The sequence below is a fragment of the Nocardia sp. NBC_01503 genome, assembly GCF_036327755.1.
Classification (GTDB): Bacteria; Actinomycetota; Actinomycetes; order Mycobacteriales; family Mycobacteriaceae; genus Nocardia.
The window spans coordinates 6,416,581-6,429,500 of record NZ_CP109596.1 but is presented as its reverse complement, the minus strand read 5'-3'; the positions used below and the strand labels follow the sequence as shown (position 1 = coordinate 6,429,500).

The window sequence follows — 12,920 nt, the reverse complement described above, 5'->3', positions numbered from 1 at the left end:
ACATGATTCTGGACGCTCTCACCTTCGGCCTGTGCCTGATCTATCTCGGCGTCGTGTCCATCATGTTCGCCGTCGGACTGATCGATATCGCCGATCCGCCGGTCTCCGCCCGATGCGATGGCTGCGCCCGCTGGATATTCGACCCGAACCGCACCCTCAGACCTTTCTGCCAGCGCTGCCGAAAAGCCACGCACAGGTAGACGACTCGAGCGCTAAGCCTGCTTCAGGCGTGCCGGGAATGTATCTCGCGATCGCATCGGTTACCAACTACCTCCACCTCGACGGCCCGATGCACATGACTGTCGACGTTGGCCACGGCGCGGGCATCTACGGCTCCCGGAATACGACCGCTTCTAGAAGACAGTGCGCTCGAGCCACTGCGTGAGGACATCGCGGTCGCCGGTGATGTCCAGGCGCGCGGTGTCGACCGGGATGCGCCGCAACATGGTGAGGAAGAGAGCGACCACGGACCCACGGACGGTGACCGTGCCGGGGCCGGGGTCGTGGTTCCATTGGATCGTGTCGCCGTTGGGGCGGATCGTCCAGGCGCGCGGGTGTTTCAGGCCGTCATCGGTGGCGTACAAGCTCAGGATCTCGCCGCCGCCCAGTGCCGGTGTCGAGTCACCCGATGTCGATCGGGCGGTGAAAACCAGTGCGGTCCGCAGGATTTCGAGTGCTTCGGACAGGCCGTCGGCAGCGAGTTCGGGCTCCAGGTCGACTTCGCGGCCCAGGGCCAGCGCGGCATCCGCGCCGTGCACGGTGGCTTCGTGCAAGCGTCGGCGGATCCACCAGCGCGCCGGGAGCGGCGGGCCGATCGGAGTCCAGATGGGAACGTCGGAACCGGTCGCGTCGACCGCGTCCAAAACTGTTTCGGCGCTGCGCCGAAGCCAATTGTCGGCTTCATCGGGGTCGGCCGGTGGCGTTCGGTGCGGCGTGGCCGCACGGCTGAGTCGTGTGGTGGCGCGTTCGGCGATCATTGTCGCGGCCCAGTGATGTCCGCCGCCGAGATGGATGAGCAACTCGGTCAGAGTCCAGCCCGGGCAGGTCGGGATCGGAGTGTCCCGATCGGCTTCCCGGACGAGGTCGGCCAGCCGCTCGGTGTGGTCCAGTAGGGCCGCACGCTGAGCCTCGAGATCAAGGAATGCCACGAGATCGACGGTAGTTCAGCATGATTCGCCGCGCCACCGCCAGCCGAAGGCCGCCGCCACCAAACCCGCCACCAGAGAGAACAGCATTGCCTGCGTGAAATCATTTGCCAGCGTATAGATCACCGCCTGTGCGGCGACGGAGTAGATCAGCAGCAGGACAATCTTCAGCACCGGCATACGGTACCGGTCGCACGACGCGTCCGAGGGTAGGCCCGATCCGGCCGAATGTGATGTGGACCATGCGGGCCCGTGTGGATTTCAACTCTACCCTTACCGGAGGGTAGGGTCGTTTCGCTGAACGATTGCTGGCCTTCGGTATCCGCGCCGCGGATATACCCCTCCCCCGTGATGGTCGCTCGCTCGGCTTCCTTTCAACTCACCGGCGGACGCCCGTTCGCCGGGTGCGCCCATGCGCTCGACGGACGGAGAACCCATGGCGTCGACAACGCACCGACCCACCGACACCTCGGTGCTGGCCGCGCTGCGCAGCCCGAAACGGCTGCGGATCGAAACCCTCGCGGGTCTGGTCGTCGCGCTGGCGCTGATCCCGGAGGCGATCTCGTTCTCGATCATCGCCGGGGTGGATCCGCGAGTCGGGTTGTTCGCCTCGTTCACCATGGCGGTGACCATCGCCATCGCCGGCGGCCGTCCGGCGATGATCTCCGCGGCGACCGGTGCGGTGGCGCTGGTGATCGCGCCGCTGGTGCGCGAGCACGGGCTGAACTATCTGGTGGCCACGGTGATTCTGGCCGGGGTACTGCAGATCGTGTTGAGCGTGGCGGGGGTGGCCAAGCTGATGCGGTTCATTCCGCGCAGTGTCATGGTCGGATTCGTCAACGCCCTGGCGATCCTGATCTTCCTGGCGCAGGTGCCGCATCTGTTCGGGGTGCCGTGGCTGGTGTACCCCATGGTGGCGATCGGCCTGGCCGTGATGGTGCTGCTGCCCAAGCTGACCACCGCTGTGCCCGCACCCCTGGTCGCGATCGTGGCGCTCACCGCGGTCACCATGATGTTCGCCCTGAATGTGCCCAATGTCGGTGACGAGGGCGAACTTCCGTCCAGCCTGCCCGCGCTGCTGATTCCGGACGTGCCGCTGAATCTGGGGACGCTGCAGATCATCGCGCCCTACGCGCTGGCGATGGCGCTCGTCGGACTGTTGGAATCGCTGATGACCGCGAAGCTGGTCGACGACATCACCGACACCCACTCCGATAAGACCCGTGAGGGTTGGGGGCAGGGCATCGCCAATATCGTGACCGGATTCTTCGGCGGGATGGGCGGTTGCGCCATGATCGGCCAGACCATGATCAACGTGAAGGTCTCCGGAGCTCGCACCCGCATCTCCACCTTCTTGGCCGGTGTGTTCCTGCTGATCCTGGTGGTCGGCCTGGGCGGGCTGGTCGCGCGCATCCCGATGGCCGCACTGGTCGCGGTGATGATCATGGTGTCGGCAGGCACCCTGGACTGGCATTCGATCGCGCCGAAAACCCTGCGGCGCATGCCGATCGCCGAGACCACGGTCATGCTGGTGACGGTCGCGGTCACCGTCGCCACGCACAACCTCGCCTACGGCGTCATCGCCGGGGTGCTCACCGCCATGGTCGCCTTCGCGCACCGGGTCGCGCACTTCACCGAGGTCGACAAGGTGTCCGAGTCCGACGCCGATCACGACGGCGAGATCGACACCCGGGTGTACAAGGTCCGGGGTGAACTGTTCTTCGCCTCCAGCAATGACCTGGTCTATCAGTTCGACTATGCGAGCGATCCCGCCAACGTGATCATCGATATGTCCGAGGCGCACATCTGGGACGCCTCCACCGTGGCCACGCTCGACGCCATCACCACCAAATACGCCGCCAAGGGCAAGAACGTGGAGATCATCGGCCTCAACGCGGCGTCCGAAGCCCGCCGCGAACGCCTCTCCGGTCACCTGGCCGCGCACTGACATGGGTACCGATTTCGGAGCGCGCTACTTGCAGATCGGCCAGGTGGCCGAGCGAACCGAGCTGTCACTCAAGACGATTCGTCACTATGACGAGGTCGGGCTGGTACAGCCGTCGGCCCGCTCGGCCGGCGGGTTCCGGCTCTATACCGAGGCGGATGTGGACCGGCTACTGGTCATCCGCCGTATGAAGCCACTCGGTTTCACCCTCGCGGAGATGAAGTCGCTCCTCGATGCCGTCGACATCCTCGACGATCGCACCACGACCACGGCGGAGCGGACCGAAGCCCGGGCGTTCCTGCGCGAGTGCGGGGCCAAGGCCGGCGACAGCGCGGAACGGTTGCGCCGCCAACTGGCCTATGCCGAGGAGTTCGCCGAGTTGCTTGCTGCTCGCACGCGGGTGCCGACGGCCGATCAGGACTGACCGGAACTCGGCAACGCCGTGCCCGGAATCGCCTGCCACGCCGACAATCCCAGCTCGAACGGGCGACGCGCCGGTGCGGTTATTCGACTTGCCCGGGAACGGTCTTTACGGCATTCTTACGGGCAAGGAGAGCCGGGAAGTCTGGTCGGCACGCAATCCGCCGCTGTGTGGATTGCGGTGGAACGACCGATGGAGTCTCTCGTGATACAACTCTCGCCGCTGCGCGTCCGTTTCCACCCGGCTCGTGCCGGGCATGCGTGAATTCCTCACCGCGACACTCACTTTCCCCACCGTTGTCTTCAGCTTCGCGCTGATTGTCGTGATCGTGTACTGGCTGGTGTCCCTGGCCGGTGCGATCGATCACGACCTCTTCGAAACTGACTCCGACGCAACGATTCCCGGTCTACACGACCGGTGGGGACTCGGGGGTGTCCCGGTCACGATCACAGTGTCGGCGCTCATCGCACTGACCTGGTTTCTGTGCCTGGCCGGCTCGACGCTCACGGGCCGACTGCATCTCACCGGTGCCGCGGGCGCTTTCGCCGGTTGCGCGGTATTGATCGTCGCCTTCCTCGCCGCGGTCGCGGCGGTGCGAGCGCTGGTGATTCCGCTGCGCGGGGTGTTCGCCGCCGCCGCACCGCCCACTCGCGGCAGCCTCGTCGGCCGCGTGTGCGTCATCCGCACCGGCCACGTCGGCCCGAATTTCGGTCAGGCCGAACTGATTTCGCAGGACGGTTCCGCTGCCGTCATCCAGGTGCGCCAGACCGCCGAACATTCCGCTGAAACACCACTCGCACACGGTGTTTCAGCCGTCGTCTACGACTATGACCCGGCCACCGAGACGTTCTGGGTGGCCCCACTGGAGGGGATTTGATGTCTACCATCGCCATTGGACTCGGTGTCCTGCTGGCCGTCGCGCTACTGCTCGCGATCGCCGTCACACTCATTGTCAGCAGTCTGTTCAAAAAGGTGGAACAGGGCCGCGCCCTGATCATTTCGAAGATGCGGCGGGTCGATGTCACCTTCACCGGCGCGGTCGTGCTGCCGGTGCTGCACAAGGCCGAATATATGGACATCTCGGTCAAGACCATCGAGATCGCCCGCGTCGGCCGCGATGGGCTCATCTGCCGGGACAATATTCGCGCCGATATCCGCATCACCTTCTTCGTGCGGGTGAACAAGACCGTCGAGGATGTCATCAAGGTGGCCCAGGCCATCGGCACCACCCGCGCCAGCGATCAGGCCACGCTGCAGGAGTTGTTCGCCGCCAAGTTCTCCGAGGCGCTCAAGACGGTCGGCAAACACCTGGATTTCGTCGATCTCTACACCCAGCGGCACGAGTTCCGTGATCGCATCATCGCGGTCATCGGCACCGACCTCAATGGCTACAGCCTCGAGGACGCCGCCATCGACCATCTGGAGCAGACACCGCTGAACCAGCTCGACGCGCAGAACATCCTGGACGCCCAGGGTATTCGCAAGATCACCGAACTGACCGCCGTGGAACACGTGCGCACCAACGAGTTCCGCCGCCACGAGGAGAAGGAGATCACCCGCCAGAACGTCCAGGCGCGCGAAGCGGTGCTGGAGTTGGAGCGTCAGCAGGCCGACGCCGAGAATCGGCAGAAGCGCGAAGTGGAGACCACCCGCGCCCGCGAAGAGGCCGAGATCGCCCGCGTACAAGCCGAAGAACGGCTGCGCTCGCAGACCGCGCACCTGCGGACCGAGGAGGCCCTGGGCATTCAGGAGCAGAACGCGGGCCGCGAGATCGCGGTCGCGGAGAAGAACCGCGAACGCGTGATAGCCGTCGAATCCGAGCGCATCGAGAAGGACCGGCTGCTCGAGGTCACCGCCCGCGATCGCGAGGTGGAGTTGGCGCGCATCGCCGCCGATCGCGAGGTCGAGACCGAGAAGCGCACCGTCGCCGAGGTGGTGCGGGAACGCGTGGCGGTGGACAAGACCGTCGCCGAGCAGGAAGAGCAGATCAACCGGCTGCGCGCGGTGGAGGCCGCCGAACGGGAGCGGCAGGCCATCATCATTCGCGCCGAGGCGCAGGCGCAGGAACATCTGGTCAAGGACATCAAGGCGGCCGAGGCGGCGGAGGCCGCGGCCAAGTTCAAGGCGAAGGAAGCGCTGACCTTGGCCGAGGCCGATCAGCGCAGCGCCGATATGCGGGCGCAGGCCAAGATTCGGCTCGCCGAGGCATCCCAGGCCGAGTCCGCCGCCTACGGGCTCGGGCAGGCGCAGGTCAAGGAACGCGAAGCCGACGCCGTCGAGAAGATGGGCCGCGCCGAGGCGAGCGCACTGCGGGAGAAGGGTCTGGTCCAGGCCGAAACCCTGCGCGAGAAGCTCAAGGGCGAGGCGGAAGGGTTGCGGGACAAGGCCGCAGCCATGGCGGCCCTGGACGACGCCACCCGCGAGCACGAGGAGTACCGGCTGCGGCTGGAGTCGGAGAAGGAGGTCGAACTGGCGAAGGTCAACGCGCACCGGGAGATCGCCGCGGCACAGGCCACGGTGCTGTCCGCCGGGCTGGCGAAGGCGAATATCGATATCGTCGGCGGCGATTCGGTCTTCCTTGATCGGATTGTCGGTTCCATCGGCCTGGGCAAGGGGCTCGATCAGCTGATCGGGAATTCCGAGGTCGGTAAGACCGCGGCGACCGCGCTCATCGGAAAGTTGGCCGGGCGCAACGGTTCCGGTGACGGCGAGCGGGTCACGGTCAAATGAGCATCGATATGCAGTCGCGTACCGGCCGCCGGATCGGAGGGGAATCCGGCGGCCGGGCCGCGGCCGAGACGACACTGGACTCCGGCACCTACGAAATCCTGCGCGTCAGGTTGGCCGAGCATGCCGCCGAATTGGCCCGGCGCGCAGCGCTTCTCAACCGGCAGCGAGTCGAGGAGTTCGGCGGTTCGGAGCTGACCCTGCTCGGCACCGAGCGCATGCGCACCGCGAACAACTGTGTGCCGCGCGATGTGGTCGCGCTGCCCGATGGCCGAATGGTGTTCGGCTACAACATCTTTGTCGGCACGCGTCCGGAAACAACCGTCGAAGACGTGTTCGCGGTGCACCGGTTCGCGCCTCGGGCCGATCCGCCGCGCGGCGACCGGGACGCATCCGGCTTCGAATTCCGATCCGCCGAGCCCACCGGGCTTTTCGACGACCCCCGGTTCCAGCATGATTTCGCGGAGCTCTACCGGTATTACAGCCAGACCCGGCTGCTGCGATTGCGGCGCGTCGAGGGTCGGCTGCTCGCGGTATTCCAGACCGGACAGCGCACCGGCGATATTCGGGTGCTGCGCTGGCAACTCGACCCCGGCGGGTCGATCCGATACCTGGACAATCGAGGCGAGCGCGATCACGTGTTCCCGCCCGCACACGAGTTCGAGTGGATCGAGACCACCCGCGATGACCAGGTACTGGGCCGGCACCCGCACCTGTCGATCCTGGGTGAGGTGTTCGTCGAGACACTCGGCGGCACGCTCACCATCAAAGTGGAGAACAACACCGAGTCCGGCGCGGGTGTGTACAGCGAGCCGGTCGACGAACCGCTGCAGAGTCTGGCCGACGCGGACGTGCACTACGCCCGGCTCGGTCCGCTGATTCTGCTGCGCGTGCGCCCATACAACGAAAATGACTGGCGGCATCTGGTTTTCAATATTCGCACCCGGGATGTCGTCCGTCTGGACGGTATCGGGCAGTCGTGCCGGCGACTGCCCGAGGATCAGGGCATCATCTTCCCGGGCGGCTACTACCTGGCCACCGGGGCGCACAAACGGTTCGACACCGTTGTCGACGACCTCGAGTACGAGCGGACGATTCGGGCGGGCAACGGCGAGGACGTGCTCTACGTCTTCCATGCCCGCGCCGCGGGCCGCACACTGCTGCTGCCCTACAACCTGGTGCGCACCGAGGTCGCCAATCCCCTGTCCTGCCAGGGGTATGCGCTGTTCGATGAGGGCACCCTGACGGTCCTGCGGGCGTTGTCCGACGAGCCGACGCGCGTCCATCCGATGCAGGTGTGGCGCACACCGTTCGTCTCGGATACCCATGCCGCCGCCCAACCGGTCGGCAGCGGCCCGCTGCATCGGGTCGGTAATGCCGAATTGGTGCGCGGCATCTCCGACTGTCTCGCGGTGGCCCGCATGGTGGACGAGATGCGGCCCAACGCGGCGGTTTTCGAGGCCGTCATCGCGGCATGTACACGCGCCGCCGACCATTATCACTGGCTCGGCGAACCGGATCTGGGCGATGCGGCCGCGCCCCTGGACGAGCTGCGGAGCACCGCCGCACAGGTACTCGACGAGTACGCGAAGGTCACCGCGCTGACCGCGCACGCGAGCGCGGCGGTCGACACCGCGGCCGAACAGGCCACCACGCTCATCCGGCGTGCCCGCACCGACGCACAACGCAGCGCCGACGACTGGGTGCGGCTACTCGCCGAGTTGCACCGCGCACAGGGCAAACTGGTGACACTGCGCGATATGCGCTACGCCGATACGGACCGCATCGCCGCCATCGATGCCGCACTGACCGAGGCACTCGGCGACGCGGGTCGACAAGCGATCGAATTCCTCAGCGGGGCAGATGCCTTCACGGGCTATCACAGTGAGCTCGACGATCTGCTGGAGCAAGCGGGGGCGATCACCACCGTCGCCGACGCCGAACCGGTGCGGCAGCGGCTCACCGAGCGAAGCGACGCGCTGCGAATCGTCACCGAGATCGTCGGCGCTCTCGACATCGCCGACGCCACCGTCCGAACCGGCATTCTGACCCGGATCGGTGCGGTCCTCGCCGGCGTCAACCGGGTACGCGCGACCGTGCAGGCGCGGCGCGGCGAACTCGCGTCCGAGGAAGGACGCGCGGGTTTCGCCGCCGAATTCACGCTGCTCGGTCAGGCGATCACCGGCGCGCTCGCGATCTGCGACTCCCCCGACGCCTGCGATGAGCAGTTGGCGACCCTGCTGCTGGCCATCGAGAATCTGGAGACCCGATTCGGTGAGATCGACGATTTCGCCGACCGGCTCAGCACCAAGCGCGAGGACGTGTACGAGGCGTTCTCGGCGCGCAAACAAGCGCTACTGGACGAGCGGGCACAGCACGGCGAGCGCATCGCCGCCTCGGCGCAACGGATTCTGGCCGGGATCGGCCGTCGCGTCGCCGCGCTGGACTCGCTCGACGAAGTGAACACCTGGTTCGCCTCCGATCCCATGGTGACCCGGTTGCGCACGGCGATCGCGGACCTGCGCGCACTCGGCGATCAGGTGCGAGCCGAGGAGTTGGAGGGTCGGCTGCGCGCCGCCCGGCAAGAGGCCGGACGCGTGCTGCGCGATCGCGCCGACCTTTACGACGACGGTGGCGAGAGCATTCGCCTGGGCCGCCATCGGTTCGCGGTCGACACCCGGCCGGTGGAACTGACCATGGTGCCGCACGAGGGCACCATGTGGTTCACGATCACCGGTACCGACTACCGAGCGCCGGTGCGCGACAGCGACTTCGACACCACCCGCCCGTACTGGTCCCAGGTGCTGGTGTCGGAGACCACCGAGGTGTACCGCGCCGAACACCTCGCCATGTCGATCCTGGCCGAGGCCGAACGCGACGGAGGTCTCGACGCCCTGCGCGAAGCGGCCGGAACCGAGGGCGATCTGGCCGAACTCGTGCGCAAGGTGGCGGCCGGACGCTACGACGAGGGATATGAGCGCGGCGTGCACGACCATGATGCCACGGCGATTCTCGGTGCGGTGCTGCGGTTGTACCCGGGCGCGGGGCTGCTGCGGTTTCCGGCGGCAGAGCGCGCGGCGGCACAGCTGTGGTGGCGCTTCGCCCTCGACGGCGACGAGGGGGCGCGCACCCACTGGCGCACGCGCGCCGGTTCGCTGGCCCGTGCGCGCACCGTCTTCGGCCGGACGGCCGCGGTGGACCGGGTATGCGTCGAATTGGGGAGCCGCATAGACGAATTCGCTGAGGCGTTCGGATTCGGCGATTTCGCCGGTGCGCTCGCCGGTGAATATCTCTTCGAGGAATTGTCGGCATCGGCATCGGGATTCGCCGCCTCGTCGGACGCCAGGCTTCTACTGGAGCGGTTTCGCCGAGCCCTCGACGCACCCACGTGGACCGCGTTCGAATCCGACCTGGACGCGCTCGCCACGGAATCCGCCGGGGCCGCGGCCCTCACGACGCGATACCAACTCGTACGCGCCTGGCTCACCGCTTATCTGGAGCAGTCGGACGACGGGCTGGAGCTGGCCTGCGCCCTGCCCGAAGCGGTGGCCATAGTGCTGTGCGGAACCGCGTTTCCACGCTACGAGTCCGCCGCGACCTTGTCCGCCACGGTCCCGGGCCTGCTGGGTACGCACTCGCGGATCACACAGCGGGAGTTGAGCTTCCGGGTCGACGAAATCCTGGCCCGCTGCCGCCGCTTCCGGCTGGAACGGGTTCCGGGTTTCCGTGCATACCAGCGCCGCCGCACCGAGCTGGCGACCGACGCACGGAATCGCTTGCGGCTGGACGAGTTTCGGCCTCGCGCGCTGAACGGTTTCGTTCGCAACCGCTTGCTCGACGAGGTGTACCTGCCGCTCATCGGCGACAATCTGGCGAAACAGCTCGGCACCGTGGATGATTCGGGCAGCACGGACCGTTCGGGTCTGCTGCTGCTGATCTCACCACCCGGATACGGCAAGACCACGCTCATGGAGTACGTGGCCGCACGGCTCGGGCTGATACTCGTAAAGGTCAACGGCCCCGCCCTCGGCCGTGACGTGATCTCGATAGATCCCGCGCACGCCCCGAACGCCACCGCCCGCCGGGAACTCGAGAAGATCAATTTCGCACTGCAGCTCGGCAATAACGTCCTGCTGTACCTGGACGATATCCAGCACACCGCACCGGAATTGCTCCAGCAGTTCATTTCACTATGCGACGGCCAGCGCCGCATGGAGGGCGTATGGGACGGCCACACCCGCACCTACGATCTGCGCGGCAAACGCTTCGCGGTGTGTATGGCCGGGAACCCGTACACCGAACAGGGCACGCGCTTCCACATCCCCGATATGCTCGCCAATCGCGCCGACGTCTGGAACCTCGGCGATGTGCTCTCGGGCCGCGACGACCTGTTCGCCCTGAGCTACCTCGAGAACGCGCTCACCACCAATCCCGTTCTCGCGCCGATCTCCTCGCGCGACCGCGCGGACCTGGAAGTCCTGGTGCGCATGGCCCGAGGCGACGAACCTGCCACCGCGGACCGCCTCACCCACCCCTATACGGCGACAGAGCTCACCGAAATCACCTCGGTACTGCGCAAACTACTGCGCATCCAGGAGGTGGTGATGTCGGTGAACCGCGCCTACATCGCCTCCGCCGCCACCGCCGAAGCCTCCCGCACCGAACCCCCGTTCCAGCTCCAGGGCTCCTACCGCAATATGAACGCCCTCACCGAACGCGTCGTACCGGTCATGAACGATGCCGAACTCGAAACCCTCATCGACGACCATTACCTCGGCGAAGCCCAAACCCTCACCACCGGAGCCGAATCCAACTTGCTCAAACTCGCCGAACTGCGCGGCCGCCGCACCGCGGAACAGGCCGAGCGATGGTCCGAGGTGAAGAGGGCGTACCTACGCGAGCGGGCACTCGGCAGCGCGGACGACGATCCCATGGTCCGCGCGATCGGCGCGCTCGGCCTGCTCGGCGACCGCATCGCCGGAATCGAATCCGCCTTGCGCACCATCGAATCGAACTCGGCGTCCGGAAGGCACAGTAGATCGGCGTGACCGGTGGTGCGGCGCATCAAGACCCGATTCCACAGGTCACCCATCCAGGAGATCTCCGCGCCGCATGCGGTCGATGACCGCCGCGGAGCGGAGTTCTCCTCGTGCCCCGGGATGCGACCAGTAGAACCGGATCAGGTACAGCAGCAACGCGGCATCGATTCCCAGTGAGCGGTGCGATCGTCATCTCACGCTCGAGCAGACCGCGGGACCAGCGAGCCAGGAGACCGCCGCCGCCGTCCACCCGCACTTTCCTGCCCAGCGGCGGGAGAATCCGGACGGTGGGTAGATCGTTGCGGACGCAGGCGGAAACGGCCCCGCGGCAGCAGCTCGTCAATGGTCGGCGGGCGTGGCCACCGGTGGCTTCGCACCCGGTAGTCCGTCCAGCGGTTCCACCCGCAGATACTTCGCCACCGGTACATCGGTCGAGGAGTGCAGCACGATCGACAGGGCGATGGTCACCGCGACCAGATCGAATACCAACTCGCCGTTGGGAATTCCGGATTGCAGCGCCAGCAGGCCGTAGACCACCGACGCGAACCCCTTGGGACCGAACCACGCCGCGGCGGCGCGCTCGGGACCGCTGAGCGGGGTGCGCAACAGCGACAGCAGAATCGCGGCGGGGCGCACCAGCACGATGGCGAGCACGGCCAGCACCCAGCCGCCGACTCCCAAGTGCGACAGTCGATCCGGGGTGATGAGCGCGCCGAAGACCAGCAGGGCCGCGAATTTCGTGATCTCCGAGAGCAGATCACCGAGCGGCTCGAACACCTCGGCCGCCATTTTGTCCATCGTGGCCAGCGTCGACCCGGCCGCGAAGGCCGCCAGATACGGGTTGGCGTGCGTCAGGTGGCACACGCCGTACAGCGAAACGGCAATCGCGAACGGGCCCAGGGCTTGCAGACGCGGTTCGGCGGTCAGGATCGGCAGTCGCCATGCCAGCGCGACCGTGGCCGGGATCGCGATGCCCAGTACCACACCCAGCACCAGTTCGACGGCGACCTCGCCGAGCCCGGAATCCCGGTGCGCGGCCGTGGCCAGGAAGATCAGGACGAACGGCAGCGCGAGCCCATCGTTCAAACCCGATTCGACATTGAGCAGCCGACGCAAACGCAGCGGGACATCGGTGCGGCCCACGATCGCCGAGGCGAACACCGGGTCCGTCGGCGACAGGATCGCGCCGAGCAGAAACGCGGTGGGCCAATCCAATCCGGCCAGCCAGTGCGCGGGCACCGCGATCAGCACCATGGTGAGCGGCATTCCCAATCCGAGCGCACGGCCCGACAGCCGCCAGCCTTCGCGCAGCGCACGCACATTCGCCCGTTGGCCATCGGTGAACAAGACCGTGAACAGCGCGACATCGGCCAGCAACACGACCACGTCATCGTCGGGATCGACCGTCACCACACCGAATCCGCCCTGTCCGAGCAATGCCCCGGCCAACAGGAACAGCAATGCCGTCGACAAGACGGTCCGCGCCGCCACACCGGACAGCGACACACAGACGAGCAGTACCACCCCGAACGCCAATACCAGCGTCATCGACCCCACCGTTTCATCGGTCACCACACCGCGACCCGCGGCTCGGGATCGCTTCGCCGACCAGACTTCCCGGCACTCCGCAAGTAAAGATGCCG

At 66.7% G+C, this 12,920-nt stretch carries 9 protein-coding genes; 6 read left to right on the top strand and 3 right to left on the bottom strand.

Features of this window, described 5'->3' with window-relative positions; all coding sequences use genetic code 11:
• The first annotated feature begins 2 nt into the window (after positions 1-2).
• Positions 3-200, top strand: a complete 198-nt coding sequence (locus OHB26_RS29345; protein ID WP_330180492.1) for a hypothetical protein — start codon at positions 3-5, stop codon at positions 198-200.
• A 153-nt stretch (positions 201-353) separates the two neighbouring features.
• On the opposite strand, the gene OHB26_RS29340 is transcribed toward OHB26_RS29345, so the two are convergent.
• Complete coding sequence (locus OHB26_RS29340; protein ID WP_330180491.1) at positions 354-1,148, bottom strand: maleylpyruvate isomerase family mycothiol-dependent enzyme; 795 nt, start codon at positions 1,146-1,148, stop codon at positions 354-356.
• A gap of 15 nt (positions 1,149-1,163) precedes the next feature.
• Entirely contained in the window at positions 1,164-1,319 is a 156-nt protein-coding gene (locus OHB26_RS29335) for a hypothetical protein (RefSeq protein ID WP_330180490.1), read from the bottom strand.
• Between the two features lie 262 nt (positions 1,320-1,581).
• On the opposite strand from OHB26_RS29335, the gene OHB26_RS29330 reads away from it, so the two are divergent.
• From OHB26_RS29330 to OHB26_RS29310, 5 genes are all read left to right on the top strand, one after another.
• Positions 1,582-3,093, top strand: a complete 1,512-nt coding sequence (locus OHB26_RS29330) for a SulP family inorganic anion transporter (protein WP_442942739.1) — start codon at positions 1,582-1,584, stop codon at positions 3,091-3,093.
• A 1-nt stretch (position 3,094) separates the two neighbouring features.
• Positions 3,095-3,514, top strand: coding sequence for a MerR family transcriptional regulator (locus tag OHB26_RS29325; RefSeq protein ID WP_330180488.1), 420 nt, complete (start codon positions 3,095-3,097; stop codon positions 3,512-3,514).
• Between the two features lie 253 nt (positions 3,515-3,767).
• The gene (locus tag OHB26_RS29320; protein ID WP_330180487.1) at positions 3,768-4,388 is read left to right on the top strand and encodes a hypothetical protein; all 621 of its coding nucleotides are present in this window, start codon (positions 3,768-3,770) and stop codon (positions 4,386-4,388) included.
• Positions 4,388-6,241 (top strand): SPFH domain-containing protein, encoded by a 1,854-nt coding sequence (locus OHB26_RS29315; RefSeq protein WP_330180486.1) that lies wholly within the window; start codon positions 4,388-4,390, stop codon positions 6,239-6,241. Before OHB26_RS29320 ends, OHB26_RS29315 begins: the two co-directional genes overlap by 1 nt.
• 8 nt (positions 6,242-6,249) lie before the next feature.
• On the top strand, positions 6,250-11,286 hold the full coding sequence (locus OHB26_RS29310) for a DNA repair ATPase (RefSeq protein WP_330180485.1): 5,037 nt from the start codon (positions 6,250-6,252) through the stop codon (positions 11,284-11,286).
• Positions 11,287-11,616: 330 nt separating this feature from the next.
• Here the strand turns inward: OHB26_RS29310 and OHB26_RS29305 are convergent, their stop codons facing one another.
• Positions 11,617-12,825, bottom strand: a complete 1,209-nt coding sequence (locus OHB26_RS29305) for a cation:proton antiporter (protein ID WP_330180484.1) — start codon at positions 12,823-12,825, stop codon at positions 11,617-11,619.
• Between the last annotated feature and the right edge of the window lie 95 nt (positions 12,826-12,920).